The following is a 16,257-nucleotide window of genomic DNA, read 5'->3' as shown; positions in this document are numbered from 1 at the left end:
CTCACCCCGCAAGTTCTCCTCCTCCCGAAATTCGGAGGAGAGCCCTTGGGCAGACCCATTCTCCCCTCTCTTTCGGAACCTCGACCGATGAATATCATCTCGCATCCTCAGACCGTTTCCACCTCTTCACGTCCTGATATCAAAACCCGCGCTAAGGCACTTATAGATGCTGGCGGTCGGATCACGTCGCTTCTGGAGCAAGGTAAAGTCCTAGGCACAGCTGACTTGCGGCAAATCATGACCGAGGTTTTCGGCGGCAGCGACGCCGATGGCGTCTGGCTCTGGAAGGAGGCCTATGAGGCGGCTGAGATCGCCCAGGTGCTGTTCCTCCGCAAATTCCGCGCGATCGTGTCCGGAACCCAGTCGCCCCAAGCGACGCTAGCGATGCTGACGAAAGTGGCAAACCTCATGCCGACCCATACACGCCGATCCGAGGAGAGCCAGGCACTACAGCAATTCTCGACCCCGATCCCGCTTGCCTACGTCGCATCTCGTGCTGCCGGCATCATAGCCGCTGACGTGGTGCTCGAGCCGTCGGCTGGGACCGGCATGATGGCGATCTTTGCGGAGTTCGCAAGTGCTCGCTTGGCGCTCAACGAATATGCGGTCGTCCGGCACTCGCTGCTGGGGCCGCTCTTCGTCGGTGTTTCGGTCTCCCAACACGACGCCGCGCATATCGACGATTACCTCGATCGTTCCATACGACCAACCGTGGTGCTCATGAACCCACCATTTTCCGCCGGCGCTCATGTCGTAGGCCGCGTCGCCGACGCGGCCTGGCGCCATCTGACTTCCGCATTCGCGCGGCTTGCTCCCGGTGGGCGGTTGGTCGCGATCACCGGCGCGCGCCTTTCTCCCGACAATCCCGCATGGCGGGACGCTTTCGTGCGGCTGCAGGAGAAGGGTACGGTCCTGTTCAGCGCGGCGATTGGGGGCAGCATCTACTCCCGTCATGGAACGACGATGGAAACCCGGCTGATCGTGATCGACAAGATCCCGGCGGGGGATCCTTCGAAGCTGGTGACGTCGAAGGGTATAGCGCACGATCTCGAAACACTGCTCACCTGGATTACCGGCCTTCCACCCCGCTCGCTCGCAACGACGCCGAACTCGATCGGTGGGATGTCCAACGGTATCCTGGGCGCGGACACGATGCGTCCAGCAGCGGTCGCGGCCCCGTCGCATCGCCCTGCGGTCGGCGGGCAGGCGAAGCGTTCACCAATGGCCCGCCCTGCACCCGTCGATGACGAGATCATCGAACTCTCCTACGAGCTGCGGGACGCTCAGCCGAAGGATGAGACCAGTGCTGTGGATGGCATCTACGAGATCTACCGGCTGCAGTCGATCCACATTCCCGATGCAGAACCTCATCCTGACACGCTGGTCGAATCCGTTGCGATGGCCTCGGTCGCACCGCCGAAGCCGAGCTATCGCCCGCACCTGCCGAAGCGCATCGTCACCAGCGGCGATCTCTCCGACGCCCAGCTCGAAAGCGTCATCTATGCCGGCGAAGCCCATTCCGGTTACCTCGCAGGCCACTGGAGCGTCGATGCCTCCTTCGACAATCTCAAGGCCGTCGCACCCGACACGGAGCATGCCGTTCGTTTTCGTCGCGGGTGGTTTCTCGGTGATGGCACGGGCGCGGGCAAGGGCCGCCAGGCTGCCGGCATCATTCTCGACAACTGGCTGAAGGGTCGCCGTCGCCACGTCTGGATTTCAAAATCGGACAAGCTGATCGAAGACGCCCAGCGCGACTGGAGCGCGTTGGGCCAAGAAAAGCTGCTGGTGACCCCGCTGTCGCGGTTCCGCCAGGGCAAGCCGATCAAGCTGGACGAAGGCATCCTCTTCACTACCTTTGCGACGCTGCGCAGCGATGAGCGTGAGGGCAAGCGATCACGGGTTCAGCAGATCGTCGACTGGTTAGGTCAAGAGGCGGGGAGCGGTGAAGCCGCGACTGGGAATGCGAAGAGCTTCGATGGTGTTATCGTCTTCGACGAAGGCCATGCGATGGCAAACGCAGCCGGCGGCAAGTCCGAGCGCGGCGACAAGGCGGCGTCGCAGCAGGGCAGGGCAGGGCTTCGTCTGCAGCGCGCACTGCCGGATGCCCGCGTCGTTTACGTTTCGGCGACCGGCGCCACGGACGTCGAATCGCTGGCCTATGTCGAACGGCTCGGTCTCTGGGGCAGCGCCGACTTTCCCTTCCCGACGCGCTCCGAATTCATCGCGGCGATCGAGGACGGCGGCGTCGCCGCCATGGAGGTGCTGGCGCGCGACCTGAAAGCCATGGGCCTCTACGCATCGCGGTCGCTCTCCTTTGAGGGCGTCGAATACGAGATCCTCGAGCACGAGCTCACCGAGGAACAGATCCGCATCTACGATTCCTATGCCAAGGCATTCCAGGTCATCCACAACCATCTGGACGCAGCGATGGAGGTGTCCGGTATAACCGGCAAAACCGGAACGTTGAACAGACAAGCCAAAGCCGCCGCACGCTCGGCCTTCGAAAGCTCGAAGCAGCGCTTCTTCAATCATCTTCTGACCTCGATGAAGACGCCGGCCCTTCTCAAAGCGACCGCTTCAGATCTGAAAGAGGGTCACGCTGCGATCGTCCAGCTCGTCTCGACGGGCGCGGCTTTGACCGAGCGCCGGCTGGCACAGATCCCGACCGAGGAATGGGGCGATCTGCAGGTCGACGTCACGCCGCGGGAATATGTCATCGACTATCTGATGCACTCCTTCCCGGTGCAGCTCTTCGAAGAATATTCCGACGCCGAGGGCAATCTCAGCTCGCGGCCGGTTCATGACGCGGACGGCAACCCTGTCATCTGCCGGGAGGCGGAACGTCGGCGCGACGAGCTAGTGGAAACCTTGGGTAGCCTGCCGGCGATCCCGACGGCCCTCGACCAGATCGTCCAGCATTTCGGCACCAGCCAGGTCGCCGAGATCACCGGCCGCTCGCGCCGCATCGTCCGCCGTGAGGACAGCACGTCCATCGCCCGCTATGCGGTGCAGAGCCGGCCGGGCAGCGCCAATCTCGACGAGGTCCGCGCCTTCATGGACGACGACAAAGACATTCTCGTCTTCAGCGACGCCGGCGGGACCGGCAGATCCTACCACTCGGATCTCGCCGCCAAAAATCAGCGCCTGCGTCTTCACAATCTTCTGGAGGCAGGTTGGCGCGCCGACGTGGCGATCCAGGGCCTCGGGCGCAGCCATCGCACCAATCAGAAGCAGCCGCCCCGGTTCCGGATGATCGCCACCAACGTCAAGGCCGAACGGCGCTTCCTCTCGACCATCGCCCGGCGTCTCGACACGCTCGGCGCCATCACCCGTGGCCAGCGTCAGACCGGCGGACAGGGCATGTTTCGCAGCGAGGACAATCTCGAATCCCAATACGCCCGCGACGCGCTGCGGCAATTCTACGGACTGCTGTATGCCGGCAGGATCGAAGGCTGCTCGCTGGACAAGTTTGAGAGCATTACTGGTTTGTCGCTCACCTCGGAGGAGGGCGGACTGAAGGATGAGTTGCCGCCGATCCAGACCTTCCTCAATCGGATGCTGGCACTGACGATCGCCATGCAGAACGTGCTGTTCGAGGCCTTCGAGCAGCTGCTGGCCGCCCGCATCGAGGGGGCGATCGCCGCCGGCATCTATGACAAGGGCCTGGAGACGATCACCGCCGACAGCATGACAATCGCCGACCGGCGGCTGATCTACACGCATCCGGTCACCGGCGCGCAGTCGCACCTGCTGACCATCGAGCGGAGGGATCGCAATGCGCCGATGCTGCTCCATGATGTGCAGGCTCTGGTCGGTCGCGATCCCCGCGTGAAGCTGATGATCAACGGCAAGTCGGGGCGGCCGGCGGTGATGGTGCCGACCCGTTCGATCATGCTGGACGATGGCTCGGTCGAGCCGCGCGTGTCGCTGATCCGGCCGATGGACGAGCTCCGGTTCGAGACCCGCCAGCTTGAAGAGACGTCCTGGGAGGAAGCCGACGAACAGGCCTTCGCCCTTGCCTGGAATGCCGAGGTCGCCGCCGTGCCGGAATTCTCGACGTCGGTGATGCATATCGTCAGCGGACTGCTCCTGCCGATCTGGAAACTGCTGCCGCAGGATTTCTGCCGCATTCGTCGTCTGCAGACGGATGACGGCGAGCAGATCGTCGGCCGCGTCATCGCGCCCGACCGGCTGGCCGGCCTTTGCCGCAACTTCGGGATCGATCAGACGCAAGTATTGAGCGGCGACCAAGCCTGGACGGCGCTGGTCGACGGATCCTCGATCGTCGGCCTTGCCGGTGACATGACGCTCCGCCGCGTCCGCGTCATGAACGAGTACCGAGTCGAACTAACCGGCTTTACCGACGGCATGCGCGACTGGCTGCGGTCGATCGGTCTGTTCTCCGAGATGATCAATTGGAAGCTGCGCTTCTTCGTGCCGGTGACAGATGAAGGCACGGAGATCCTGTCGAAGCTGATGCAGCGTCATCGCCTCGTCGATGTCGCGCGCCGGTCCTGATGGAGGGCCTGCCCATGCTGTCCGCCTCGGATCTGGCGGGCCGTCTCGCGCAAGACGCGGAGGCGGTCTGCCGTCACTATCTTTCCGCCGGCCGCCGCGCCGGCAACTACTGGCTCGTCGGCGATGTCGCCAACAACAAGGGCCAGTCGCTCTACGTGCATCTGGCCGGCCCGCGTGCTGGCCGGTGGACGGATGCGGCGACCGGTCAGTTCGGTGACCTGCTCGATCTCGTCCGCGAGACCTGTGGCCTCGTGGACTTCCGGGACGTTGCCGAGGAGGCGCGTCATTTTCTGAGCCTGCCCCAGCCCGAACCGGTGTCGGACCTCAGGGGCGACGTAAGTGACGCCTCTCCGGTCGAGCGGCCGGCGACAGAGCGGGCACGACGGCTGTTTCGAATGACGCAGCCGTTGGCGGGTACGCTCGCCGACATCTATCTGCGCGAACGCGGCATTCTGCGGGCGCCCACCCATGGTGCGCTCCGTTTCCATCCGTCCTGCTATTATCGCGATCTCGTCACTGCTCGGACGACCAGCTTTCCGGCTCTCATTGCGGCAGTGACCGATGCGGCCGGAGCCATCACCGGCGTGCACCGCAGCTGGCTCGATCCCGATGGCGTCGGCAAGGCCAAGGTGGACGATCCGCGCCGTGCTCTCGGTGGGTTGCTCGGTAATGGCGTCCGTTTCCGCTATCCAGTTACCGATCCTGTACCGGTCCTGGCAGCGGGCGAGGGCATCGAGACCATGCTGTCCCTCTCACATGTGATGCCCGGCATGCCGATGGTCGCGGCACTCACGGCCAATCACCTCGCGGGCTTCCACTTCCCGCCCGGATGCCGGCGTATCTATATCGCGGCCGACGCGGATGCCGCAGGCCGGCATGGGATCGAGGGATTGAGCCGACGGGCGCAGGCGCACGGGATCCTGCCGTTGGTGCTGTCGCCGGAATTCGGCGACTTCAACGATGATCTTCGCTGGTTGGGGCCGGACCGGCTGACCGCAAGCCTCAAGGCTCAACTCACTCCGGAAGATGCGGTGGCCTTCCTGACCGCCTGAAGCTGACCGCAAACGCTGGGGGAGGGGCCGGCGAGGGCCCTGGCGAAGGGCGGTCCATTGGTCTTATTCCGGATTGGCGCGCGCCCGCGGGCCTGCCGAGAGGCGACCCTTACCACGCGGGCCTCCGGCCTTCAGCGGGTCAGTCGGGTTTCTTCCCCTGCCAGTCCGCAGGCGCGGCCCGTCATTCCTCGCGGATCAAGAAACCCTCTTGTCCCCGCCCGGCGCTTCGCTGGGCCGCTGCGCTTCGCTTGCGGTTCCGGCCTCGGCCCGCGTGACCGGGTTCGCCGTCAGGCCGCGAGAGGCGCGGCCCACCGAACGGAGACCACCATGGACCTGATCCTCCACCCCGACGACGGCTTCGAGCCTAACCACGCTTCCTCCCCGACCGACCGCTTCATCTACGAGATGCAGGTCTACGGCTATCGCCCCTTCCAGGACGAGCCCGACCCGCGGCCATTGCCGGAGGAACCGCAGGTCCAGTCATCGATCACCACGATCTTCGACGCCCTCGCCGAAATGCTCGGCAACACCCGCCTGGAGCCCGATCTCGAAGACCTGTTCTGGTCGATCCCTAATCTCTTCCATCGCGCCGGCGAGCGCATCCAGCGTGAGCTCGACCGCAACGAGGAAGTGCAGCGCACCGGCCAGCGTGAGCAGGACGGCTCGGAGGTGAAGAGTGTCGAGCTCGAACGCCTCATTGCCGAGGGCATCACGCTCTTGGAACGCAGGAATAGCTTCGAGTTCATGCGCGACTATGCCGCCGACCTGTTCGAGGCGCAATCCGGATCGTCCTGGCGGCCGCGCACCGGCTCGAAGGTCAACCACACCAACATGACGGCGGCGATGATCGACAGTCGGGACTTCCTGTCCGCTCGACGCCGCGCCGAGACCGAGGTGCTGATCCCCGCCGGCACCAAGATCGCTTTCGCCGGTGGCATGGACTATAACGACCATGAGCGGATTTGGGCCAAGCTCGATCAGGCGCATGCGAAGTATCCTGACATGGTATTGCTGCACGGCGGCTCGCCAAAAGGTGCCGAACGGATTGCTGCATGCTGGGCTGAAGCCCGCAAGGTGACGCAGATCACCTTCAAGCCGAATTGGACGAAACACGCCAAGGCCGCACCGTTTCGGCGCAATGACGATATGCTGTCGGTCATGCCCGCCGGATTGATCGTCTTTCCCGGAAACGGCATCACAGGCAATCTCGCCGACAAGGCACGCCGGCTCGGCATTCCGGTCTGGCAGGCTTCAGGAGACGGCGCGTGAGCGCCGTCTTCCGGGATACATGGAAAAGATGGAAAACATGGGAAAGATGGATTATATGGGAATCGAAGTGGAGATCTTCGCGATGAAGCAGTTCACGACAGGCGACCTCAACAAGCAGATCGGCGACGTTACCGATGCGGCAAGCCGCGAGCCGGTTGTTCTGACTCGCCACAAGAAGCCTCGCTTCGTGCTGATGAGCTACGATCACTATGAGCGCATGCGCACCGGTGGCGACCCCCGCCGCGCCTTTCATATCTCGGAGATGCCCGCCGAGCATGCGGAACTGTTCGACGAGGCGCTCGATCGGCTGGCGCATGGCGAAGGCTACGACGATGAGCCGTGAATTCCGACCCGGCGAGGTCATCTCCTATCCCTACCTCTGGGCCTGGCAGCAGCAGCGCGGTGAGACCGAAGGCCGCAAGCAGCGTCCCGTCTGCGTCGTCGTCGCCATCCGCAATGCCGCCGATGGAAATACCCATCTGGCGCTTCTCGCCATCACCACCCAACCGCCGCAAACGGGTCGCGCCTCATTGGAGATCCCGGACATCGAGCGCAAGCGCGCGGGCTTAAGCGATCTGAAGCAGTGCTGGATCATGGTCGACGAATACAATTACGATATTGTCGAGCGCTCCTGGTACATCGAGCCCGGTCAGGATATCCTCGGCCGCTTCAGCAAGTCCTTCATGGTGAAGATCGCCAGACTGTTTGCCGAGGCGCGCGGCCGAACCGGCCGGGTCAACCGCCTCGACTGAGACTTGCCGCATCCCCGCCGCCCTCCGAAGCGACATCTCTTGAAATCACGTCTGTCACGCGGTTGCGCTCCGCAGAACTGCAGTCGCGTCACGGAACGCCGAGGATTCGGGCCTCACGCCACCGAAGGCCATCTTTGACGATGAGGATGGGATCAGGGCTGTGCCGATCTCTCGCGATGTGCCCGACTGGTTGACGGCCAGCGTCCGTTGACCCGAACACCACCAACGCATGTCACGAGCGCGGCACTCCGCGCGGCAGCAAACGGGCGCCACGGCGAGGTCTCCTGACGACATCGCAATCAAAGACCATTCCCGTTCTTTATGTCGCCTTTCTAAGGGACCGGCCGCGATCAGCGTCAACCCGCAAGGGGTTTCCCTTCGCTACGCTGCGGTGACGCCTGCGGCGCGGCCCCTTCTTCGGGCGCCATCGGGAATGGTCCCGATGCAACGAAGGAGACAATCTCATGGCCACCACGATCGCAACCCTCACCGAAAAGACCGACGGCACTCTCGAAGGCGTCTTCGCCACCATCCGGGTCAACGCCCCGATCGCCCTAATCCCGAACGCCAACAAGGCGAGCGAAGAAGCCCCCGACTACCGCATCATCCACCGCAAGACTGGCTTTGAGATCGGCGCAGGCTGGAACCGCATCTCCCGCCAGACAGGCGAAGAATACATCTCCACGAAGCTCGAAGCGCCCGAGATCGGCGTGATCTTCGGCAACGTCGCCCCGGCGCCCGGCGGCGAGCCCGGCAAGAAGGTCATCCTCTGGAACAGCCCGGCCTGAACCGGACCGCCGGCCCCAAATTCGGGGTCGGCGTCCCCATTCCAAAGGAGGCCGCCATGAGCCGCTACACAATTATCGTCACCAGGACCGCATCCTGCCACGCCGACCCGGATGCCATTATCGGCTACGACCGCCCGCTTCAGACGTTCTTCCTCCAGGCGTTTCCGGACGCTGGGGGCGAGGATCTCGGACTCTGGCTTGGCACTGACTTCAAGGAGTTCGAAACACTGTCGCAACTGCGTGCCGCAGCAATCGCGCGCGGTTTCGACTTCATACCCTTGGCATCCGGCATTCTTCACAAGCTGCTGGACGACCATGCCCGCGAAGCGCATCACGCGGTCAGCGACACGATCATCCAGGATCTTCTCAACGGGACATCCGCCCGCTGACGCAAACCCAAAACGAAAATAGCCCGGCACGGTGCCGGGCTAGTTTTTGCATGCCGACAAGATTACTTGTTCAGCGCATCCTTCAATGCCTTGGCCGGCGTAAAGGCTAGCTTCTTGGCCGCGGCAACCTTGATCGTCGCGCCGGTCGACGGGTTGCGAGCCTCGCGCTCCGGTGTCGCCTTCACCTTGAACTTGCCGAAGCCGGGGAGGGACGTCTCGTTGCCGGCGACCGCGGCTTCGGTAATGGAAGCGATCACCGCCTCGACGATGGCTTTTCCCTGTGCCTTGGTGAGGCTGTGTTCGCCGGCGATCTTGTCGGCGATTTCATTGGTCGTGGTCATTTTCTTCTCCGCATCAACGTTAATGCGAAAATCCCTGACAGGGGATCAAAGCGCTGTCATCGACGCACCGCGTCAAGATCAACGATTTGCCCATTTTTCCACAACTACCAAGGGCTTTGAGGCATCTCCGTGGGTCTGCATGGTGGATCCGCAAGCGGGCATCGAGCCCGCTTGCGGATCTCTGGTGCCATACCTGAGGAAATGTCTGCTCAGTCCGTCCGAGGGTGTCATGGGGGCATGACGGCCTCAAGGACGAGCGGTGCCCCCAATTTTGCCTCCGCTCCGGTTCCCTGCACTCCGACAAAATCGGCACCCCCACTCGCCGCCGCTGGCGGTCGCGTTCCGCGATCCCTGATCCCGCCACGCCCCCATGACCGCGCGCGTCGTCTTTCACAAACGTCAAGGAGACGACGACGATGCTTCTGGAACAACACATTGAAGAGCTTCGCCTCGAACTGCGCGAAGCAATCGACCCCGTCGAGCGCCGCGAGATCGAAATCGAACTGGAGCTGGCTCGCGCAGAGCTGGCGGTGATCACCGCAGAGCAGGAGGGCGCAATTGACGCCGAGCCACCCTTCTGAGGGTGGCTTTCGCCATGTCGGCTGGCCGACGCGCCGGATCGACCGGCGCTCACGCCCGAAGCTTCGCTTCGCCATCGGCAGGTGCCAGAACTTGCCGTGGTTCCTACGGAAACGGCGAAGCGGTGGGATACCCCACCTCTTGGTTCGATCCCATGCCATCGACATGAGGATGGCATCCGCCTCCACAGCACTCCCTCCGCTATCGATCACCCGATGCATCGTGCCGTATATGCGGTTTCGGCCTATATCCGCGCGACCGCCTCTTTCGCAAAAGCTGAAGGAAGAGCCTGACCGCCTCTTCCTCTCGCGCGAAATGATGCTCTCGCCTTTGACCACTTGCACCGATGCGGCCCCATCGGCGGATGAGACAGGCATCGCCGAACAGATTCGGTTCAATCGACATAGCATAGTAGCGGGCCATGTTTTTCTTGGCGTCGATGCGTTCGACATAGAGCTGGTAGCGTTGCGCGATCATGACACGGAGAATCGGGCAGGGCCGACTCGGCGTCCAACGACATGTTTGAATCGGTCGGTCTCGATTGATTCATGCTGATGATGGGTTGTCGGCGGATGATCCGAGCGAGCCGCCTGCGGCGGACGGTGCTATTCGCTCTCGCTCACGGAGCCCGCAATCGGTCTCCGCCCATTCGGGTCACGCCCCTCTCGCGGCTGCTGCGCCGGCGGCGCGAAGTCGCCGCGACGATGGCCGAGGATAGACTGCATGGCCGGCTGGACGCCGGATACAGACACGGCGCCTGGGGCGCCGTGGTCTATCTCTCTCTGAGATTCCATTGTGCACCCACCACGTCGGGTAGCAGCGGGGCATTGCTGCCCCGCCGCCCCCTAAGAACCGGGCGTGCGGATCACTTCGCACCCGGCTCAAGCCATTCTCCAGCGCCACGTTGTGACACCGGGCTCCCCGGCGGTATGTTTCGCGTTCTGACGGCGGTCGAAGTAGGCATCCCATGTGGGATCGAACGGGCTCGCCAACGCCGGGATTTTGGCGTGCCTCTTGACTGAGACAGCCGCCGCGCGGACAAGCCCATACTTGGCGTCTGCCGTGTTGAAATCCCATGATTGGCTACCGTTGACCCGGAAATACCTTCTCCTGATCCACCGTGCTCCTTTGTTGGGGTGTCGTCTGCACGCCCATCTCCAGAGCATGCGCCAGATGTAGAAGTCTATCGAAGAGAAGGTCGCCTTCGCCACGACATGGCGGTGATACATCGCCCATCCCCGCATGATCGGGTTCAGCATTCGTATCAATCCCTCCTGCGCGATGGCAGCGTTGCCTTTGATGATTCTCCGGACCTTATCCAGCAGCGCCTTGACGCTGTGTTTGGACGGCGTGATGAGGAGTTTGCCGTTGTACTTTCGCACATTCTGGCCCAGAAAATCGAAACCATCCGCAATGTTCGTGATTCTGGTTTTCTCGTCCGAGAGTTCCAGTCCGCGAACAGCCAGGTATTTCCTGATCGCCGGCAAGACCTTGTGTTCCAGCACTTCTTTCGATGCACTGGTTACAATAAAGTCGTCGGCATAACGGATGACGTGGGGTTTGGCTTTTCGGTACGTGGATTTCGACGATCCCACGCTTGCATCGACTGCGGCCTCAAGCCCGTCCAACACTCTGTTAGCGATTGTGGGCGAAATCACGCCCCCTTGCGGGGTTCCCGCCCGCGTCTCGAACAGAGTTCCCTCTTCAATGTAGCCAGCTTGAAGCCACTTCCGCAGGATCGCCTTGTCCATAGGCATATGCTCGAGGATGTAATCATGGCTGATTTCATCGAAACAGCTTTTGATATCGCCCTCTAGAATCCACGTGGCGGACTTTCGCCTTGCCAACGTGATGAAGCACTGCTCAATGGCGTCGGCTGTCGAGCGTTTGGGCCGAAATCCATAGGAATTCGGGTCCGCCAAGGTCTCCGTCACTGGTTCCAGCGCAAGCTTCCATAAGGCTTGCATCGCGCGGCATAGCATACGGGGTATCCCGAGCGGGCGCTTCTTGCCGTTACTCTTGGGAATATAAACGCGTCGCAACGGCATCGTACGGTAGCCGTGATGCCGCAACGACATTACTCCCTTCCATCTGGCCACGGGGGTTGTCCAGATTTCTCCGTCCACTCCCGGCGTTTTCTTGCCGCGATTCCCCGTCACCCGCTTCACAGCCAGCATCTTGCCGTTGTGCGAGCGGGTCAGCAGACGTTGCAAGGCTTTTACCTTGCCCCTTCGGCCTTCGCGAGTGGCCTTGGCGATACGCACTTGAAGTCGCTTCACGGTTGCTTCAATCTGCGACCAGTCTGTCTGATCCCACATCTGCCCTCCGTGCGAGGACGCACCAGCATTCGCTGCTTTCGCATCGATTGCCGTCATCTGCTTTTCCTCGTCCAGCAATTAATCATGTTCTCTCGCCATGAATGACCGGGCGGAAGTCTGCCCACTTTCGTGTCGGGCGATGTTGCAGCCCGTATCCCGACCATTACAGCCGGGCCTTCGCTTTCTCCGCCTTCCTTTACCCACAACACCAACGGCGTTCCTTACGGTTCGCCTGCCGTTACCGGCAGCGCTATGGGCTTACCCTGTTCCGCATGAATCTCAGAGCCAGTCGGACCCTTCCTATTCGCCGGCAGCTTTCCGTCCATGGAGGTCCAACCGGAAAGGACCACACCTTGCTGCACACCTTTTGGTTCAAGCCTATCAGCACATTTGGCTTGTTCCTTGTTACGGCGTTTATCGGAAGTTCACTTGTGTTGGTCGTCATTGCTCATCCCTTGCACCTCACCGCCTTTGTGCTGGCAGTTTCCACTTCGCCTCACGGTTCGGTGGACCGGTCAACCCGGTGGTTACGTTGTCCCCGAAGCTCCACACGAAGTCGTTGCCAACTTCGCATGTTCGGGTAGGGAACGACCGATGGAACGGTCGGTTTCGTAAAGTTCACATTACGTGTTCTCCTCTCGAAACAGAGATTCATGCGACTTTCAGGTCGCACTCCGGCGTCAAGGACTGCGCGGCCCCTCCAATTTTCCGCCGCTGTCCCTTCGGGCCATCACCAGAAAATCGGTTCCTCCGCTTGCCGCCGCTGGCGGTCGCGTTCCGCGATCCCTGACCCCTCGCGGCTACGGTGCGGCCTCCCTTCGTCAGAGGACGAAAAGGAGACATCTTATGACACAGCGCAAGATCAAATACATCGACGGCGGCAGCCCGGAATACTGGCGGCAGCGGACCGAGGGTTTTCGTCTCATCCGTGAAGCCGAACGCTCTCATGAGCGCGTCAAGCGGGCACCGATGTACATCTCCGGCGGTTATGACGTGGACGGCGATGTCATCCCGGTGGAGAACCTCGGTCCATGGGACGCCATGGACGAAGCGATCCGAGCCATCGAGGCCAACGAAACGGCGGTCGACATTCTCGTCGCCCAGCGCCGCACGGAGATTGGCTTGTGGCGCATCAATGCGGTGATCCGCGAACTCGAACAGGCCGAACTCGGACAGGCCGAGGCATGTCATGTCGAGGATCCCGAGAGCAATCCGCCCTGGGGACCCGACAGCGATTGACGTCAAGACGAGAGGCGGCAGCGTCCGCCTCTCGTCTCTCCTGCTGGCTTGACCGCTTGTCCGGCATCGAGCCTGCGCGCGGTCTTGAGGGGAAAGACTCGCCGCCTCTCCCCTCAAGCACCCCTCTCCCTGCGGAGCGGGTAGCCACCCGCCCGGCCTTTCGGGCCGGTAAACGGACGCTGCCGCGACTTCCCCAAACAACACGGAGAGGACGAACTCCTTGCGCTACGCCCTCATGCTTCGGGCATCCGCTCCAGGTGTTCGTCCTCTCCTGCGGTGCGCTCGCCGTCTCATCGTTCGCATGTCGCCGAGGCCGTTCCCTCCGGTCACGGTCCTCTCGACTGCTCACGACGACGGCTTGCTTCAGCATCTCCCACCAATCGGTCGGGCCCACCGCGCTGTTCCTCCGGCGCGGATCACAGGCAATCAGCCCGTGATCGCTGTTGCTTTGTCTGACGACTCGCAACAGCATCGGCGCCTCGGGCACGATGGGTCCGACCGATTGGTGGGAGATGGCAGGATAGGCTAACGGTATACCGTTAGCCGTTTCGCCCGAGGGGCGATTGCCGAGAGGCGTGATCAGTGCCGGAATCTGTCGCCGCTTATTCGCAGGTGTAGGGTCTGCCCGGACATAGACTTGGTCCTGATCGAGGTCTTTCGGCGACAGACAGGCACCTCCTCACGGCGCCACCTGGAATCGCCGTTCGGTGCATCGTCGGGCGAGCAATTGCCCATTTCGCAATTCGGTAAAAGAGAGATCCGGCGTTCTCGCGTTTCGGCGGTTGGGCTGGTCGGTGGATCAGCGAATAGGTTCGTCAGCGATTGTGCGGCTAGGATAATAGGCGAGGGGGTGCTTCGCCAACTCTGCGCATCGGCGAACTGGCGATTGCGTTTATTACTCATCAACGATTTCGGCGAATAGGTGGTTGCGCAAATCGGCGTTTTGCGGATTGGGAGTATGAGCCGATAGGTGACTGGGCGAACCCGCTGTTCGGCGGTAGATAGCTTCTCGCTGCTTGCTGTCTCCACCGGGATAGTCAAGCTCGGTGCCCTTACCCTTCCCCTCGTGCTCCCTCCCACCCGGATTGAGGCGTTAAGAGGTACGGGATGGACTGCATATTGGCCCTGGCAGGCCTTTCCTGAAACCAGCCAGATATACGATCAATCGATGTATTGCCGCTTAGAATCAGCCCCCCGGTTCCAGCGAGATAACCGATCCGTAACCACTGGTAGTATTAGTGCTCCGTGGCGGCTGAGCCGTCAGTCGAAAATATTTGCCGATCATCTACAGGAGATTTAAGTGGGGAATGGAATCTATCTAATTGGTTTTGTAGTAAGCGCTCATTTCGCTGCGCGTTGACGCAGTGGATTGTGACGCCCGCAGCGGCTTATGCGGCAGTGGATTTGGCGAAGTTAAATGGGAGCAGATCGTCGATATTGGCGCCGTCCGGACGCTGCGGCGATTCGGTAAAGACGTGTCGCAACCAGGTGAATGGCTCGACGCCACAGGCGCGACAGGTCAGCATAAGGCTGTAGATGACAGCGCTTGCCTTGGCCCCGTCGACAGTGTCGCAAAATAGCCAGCTCTTCCTTCCAGTGGCAAAAACTCTGATATCGCGTTCCAATAAATTGTTGTCGATCGGCATCCTGCCGTCTTCGGTGTAGCGGGTCAGATATTGCCACTGGTTTCGCGTATAGGAGATCGCATCGCCGAGCTTGGTGTCGGGCACGACCTTGGGGGCCATCCTGTCGAGCCACTCCTTCAGGGCATCAAGGACTGGAACGCTATGCTTCTGGCGCAAGCGCCGGATGCAATCGGCCTGCGTTTCGCCGTCATCCGGCTTTTCGTCCCGCACCTGCCTTTCAATCCGATAGAGCTGGTCGAAGAACTTCAATGCCTGCGCGGGCGGCCCGCTTTGTTTCTTCCCGGCCTTGAAGGCGTTGACGAAGCGTCGCCTGGCGTGAGCCATACACCCGACATGCGTTGCGCCCTTCAGGGTGCGCCAGCCCTGATAGCCGTCGCTCATCAGGATGCCGCGATAGTCACCAAGGAAAGTCTGCGGATGCACCTGCCCACGACCGGGCTGATATTCGAGCAGCACAACCGGTTCGACACTATCCTGCCCGCTGCGATAGGCCCAGATGTAGGACTCGTCAGTTGCTTTCCTGTCCTTTTCCTTCAGCACCTGCACCGTGGTCTCGTCACCGTGAATGACGTTCTGCGACAAGAGCCGCTGCTTCAGTGCATCGTAGATGCGAACGAGGTGCTTTTCGCTGGACCCGATCACCCAATGGCCAAGAGCGCCACGGCTGACAGGGACGCCAGCGCGCTCGAAGGCCTGTGCCAGGCGATAGAGCGGTGTGCCGTCGACATATTTATGAACAAGAGCAAAGGCCAGCGTCGAGGCCGTGGCAATGCTCCCCGGCAAGGGCTGTGCGGGCATCGGCGCGATGATAACGGGAGTGCTGATATCGGTGCGCTCGCAGTTGCGGCAAGCATACTTGGCCCGGGCATTCTGCAGCACCGTGGCCTTCACCTCGATATGCAGCTGCTCGGTGACGAGTTCGCCCATGCGATGCAACGGATGGCGGCAGCACGGACAGGTCTTCTGATCGTCGGCAAGGTCATATTCAACGCGTTGGCGGGGCAAATTTGCCGGAAGAGGTTTACGCCCGCGCTTGCGGCCTTCGGGCTTTTCCACCTCTGGCAATCCCGTGTCGGGAAGCTCAGTGGCGTCGGTCTCGTCACAGTCGGCCAAGCCCTCATCAGCATCGGCCTCGAGAGCGGCGTTCTCGGCTTCATTGAAGACGCGATCCATATGCTTTTCGCTGCGCGGCGCAAAACGATGCAGTTGTGCAAGCGCCAGTTCTTCCTCGAGCTTGAAGACACGCTGCTCAAGGGCGTCTCTCTCAGCCCGCAGCGCGACGTTCTCGGCAGCATTCGCCGCCAGAAGCGCCATCAGTTCCGCAACGGTCGGGGTGCCGGCTCGTGTCATCGTAGCTTTGAATCTG

Annotated in this window: 13 protein-coding genes; 9 read left to right on the top strand and 4 right to left on the bottom strand. The window is 61.8% G+C overall.

Features of this window, described 5'->3' with window-relative positions; translation table 11 throughout:
* Positions 1–87: 87 nt before the first annotated feature.
* From BA011_RS31145 to BA011_RS31115, 7 genes are all read left to right on the top strand, one after another.
* The gene (locus BA011_RS31145) at positions 88–4,518 is read left to right on the top strand and encodes a strawberry notch-like NTP hydrolase domain-containing protein (RefSeq protein ID WP_065283688.1); all 4,431 of its coding nucleotides are present in this window, start codon (positions 88–90) and stop codon (positions 4,516–4,518) included.
* A 14-nt stretch (positions 4,519–4,532) separates the two neighbouring features.
* Positions 4,533–5,570 (top strand): DUF7146 domain-containing protein, encoded by a 1,038-nt coding sequence (locus BA011_RS31140; protein ID WP_065283687.1) that lies wholly within the window; start codon positions 4,533–4,535, stop codon positions 5,568–5,570.
* A gap of 327 nt (positions 5,571–5,897) precedes the next feature.
* The gene (locus BA011_RS31135) at positions 5,898–6,839 is read left to right on the top strand and encodes a DUF2493 domain-containing protein (RefSeq protein ID WP_065283686.1); all 942 of its coding nucleotides are present in this window, start codon (positions 5,898–5,900) and stop codon (positions 6,837–6,839) included.
* 82 nt (positions 6,840–6,921) lie between these two features.
* Positions 6,922–7,182: a type II toxin-antitoxin system Phd/YefM family antitoxin gene (locus BA011_RS31130; protein ID WP_027690650.1), complete on the top strand. Its 261-nt coding sequence runs from the start codon at positions 6,922–6,924 to the stop codon at positions 7,180–7,182.
* Complete coding sequence (locus tag BA011_RS31125) at positions 7,172–7,591, top strand: hypothetical protein (protein WP_065283685.1); 420 nt, start codon at positions 7,172–7,174, stop codon at positions 7,589–7,591. The genes BA011_RS31130 and BA011_RS31125 overlap by 11 nt, the downstream gene beginning before the upstream one ends.
* A 464-nt stretch (positions 7,592–8,055) precedes the next feature.
* Complete coding sequence (locus BA011_RS31120; protein ID WP_046601653.1) at positions 8,056–8,379, top strand: DUF736 domain-containing protein; 324 nt, start codon at positions 8,056–8,058, stop codon at positions 8,377–8,379.
* Positions 8,380–8,435: 56 nt separating this feature from the next.
* A complete protein-coding gene (locus BA011_RS31115) occupies positions 8,436–8,768 on the top strand; it encodes a hypothetical protein (RefSeq protein ID WP_065283684.1) in 333 nt (110 codons plus the stop codon).
* Between the two features lie 62 nt (positions 8,769–8,830).
* Here the strand turns inward: BA011_RS31115 and BA011_RS31110 are convergent, their stop codons facing one another.
* On the bottom strand, positions 8,831–9,109 hold the full coding sequence (locus BA011_RS31110; RefSeq protein WP_011654510.1) for an HU family DNA-binding protein: 279 nt from the start codon (positions 9,107–9,109) through the stop codon (positions 8,831–8,833).
* A gap of 416 nt (positions 9,110–9,525) precedes the next feature.
* Between BA011_RS31110 and BA011_RS44560 the strand changes: the two genes are divergently transcribed.
* Complete coding sequence (locus BA011_RS44560) at positions 9,526–9,690, top strand: hypothetical protein (RefSeq protein ID WP_167383835.1); 165 nt, start codon at positions 9,526–9,528, stop codon at positions 9,688–9,690.
* A gap of 199 nt (positions 9,691–9,889) precedes the next feature.
* On the opposite strand, the gene BA011_RS31105 is transcribed toward BA011_RS44560, so the two are convergent.
* Both BA011_RS31105 and ltrA read right to left on the bottom strand, forming a co-directional pair.
* A complete protein-coding gene (locus BA011_RS31105; protein WP_065283683.1) occupies positions 9,890–10,165 on the bottom strand; it encodes a WGR domain-containing protein in 276 nt (91 codons plus the stop codon).
* A gap of 404 nt (positions 10,166–10,569) precedes the next feature.
* Positions 10,570–12,063, bottom strand: a complete 1,494-nt coding sequence (ltrA, locus tag BA011_RS31100) for a group II intron reverse transcriptase/maturase (RefSeq protein ID WP_065283682.1) — start codon at positions 12,061–12,063, stop codon at positions 10,570–10,572.
* 789 nt (positions 12,064–12,852) lie between these two features.
* Between ltrA and BA011_RS31095 the strand changes: the two genes are divergently transcribed.
* Positions 12,853–13,245 carry a hypothetical protein gene (locus BA011_RS31095; RefSeq protein WP_065283681.1) on the top strand — a complete coding sequence of 131 codons (393 nt, stop codon included), beginning with the start codon at positions 12,853–12,855 and terminating at the stop codon, positions 13,243–13,245.
* Between the two features lie 1,388 nt (positions 13,246–14,633).
* On the opposite strand, the gene tnpC is transcribed toward BA011_RS31095, so the two are convergent.
* A complete protein-coding gene (gene tnpC, locus BA011_RS31090; protein WP_065279183.1) occupies positions 14,634–16,241 on the bottom strand; it encodes an IS66 family transposase in 1,608 nt (535 codons plus the stop codon).
* Positions 16,242–16,257 lie beyond the last annotated feature (16 nt).

The organism is Rhizobium leguminosarum (assembly GCF_001679785.1).
Lineage (GTDB): Bacteria > Pseudomonadota > Alphaproteobacteria > Rhizobiales > Rhizobiaceae > Rhizobium > Rhizobium leguminosarum_R.
The sequence above is the reverse complement of the archived record's forward strand: the minus strand, read 5'-3'. Positions and strand labels throughout refer to the sequence as shown.

Bases quoted from the DNA above. Each gene is read 5' to 3' on its own strand.
- BA011_RS31145 (WP_065283688.1), top strand. From the start codon at position 88: ATGAATATCATCTCGCATCCTCAGACCGTTTCCACCTCTTCACGTCCT.
- BA011_RS31140 (WP_065283687.1), top strand. From the start codon at position 4,533: ATGCTGTCCGCCTCGGATCTGGCGGGCCGTCTCGCGCAAGACGCGGAG.
- BA011_RS31135 (WP_065283686.1), top strand. From the start codon at position 5,898: ATGGACCTGATCCTCCACCCCGACGACGGCTTCGAGCCTAACCACGCT.
- BA011_RS31130 (WP_027690650.1), top strand. From the start codon at position 6,922: ATGAAGCAGTTCACGACAGGCGACCTCAACAAGCAGATCGGCGACGTT.
- BA011_RS31125 (WP_065283685.1), top strand. From the start codon at position 7,172: ATGAGCCGTGAATTCCGACCCGGCGAGGTCATCTCCTATCCCTACCTC.
- BA011_RS31120 (WP_046601653.1), top strand. From the start codon at position 8,056: ATGGCCACCACGATCGCAACCCTCACCGAAAAGACCGACGGCACTCTC.
- BA011_RS31115 (WP_065283684.1), top strand. From the start codon at position 8,436: ATGAGCCGCTACACAATTATCGTCACCAGGACCGCATCCTGCCACGCC.
- BA011_RS31110 (WP_011654510.1), bottom strand. From the start codon at position 9,109: ATGACCACGACCAATGAAATCGCCGACAAGATCGCCGGCGAACACAGC.
- BA011_RS44560 (WP_167383835.1), top strand. From the start codon at position 9,526: ATGCTTCTGGAACAACACATTGAAGAGCTTCGCCTCGAACTGCGCGAA.
- BA011_RS31105 (WP_065283683.1), bottom strand. From the start codon at position 10,165: ATGATCGCGCAACGCTACCAGCTCTATGTCGAACGCATCGACGCCAAG.
- ltrA (WP_065283682.1), bottom strand. From the start codon at position 12,063: ATGACGGCAATCGATGCGAAAGCAGCGAATGCTGGTGCGTCCTCGCAC.
- BA011_RS31095 (WP_065283681.1), top strand. From the start codon at position 12,853: ATGACACAGCGCAAGATCAAATACATCGACGGCGGCAGCCCGGAATAC.
- tnpC (WP_065279183.1), bottom strand. From the start codon at position 16,241: ATGACACGAGCCGGCACCCCGACCGTTGCGGAACTGATGGCGCTTCTG.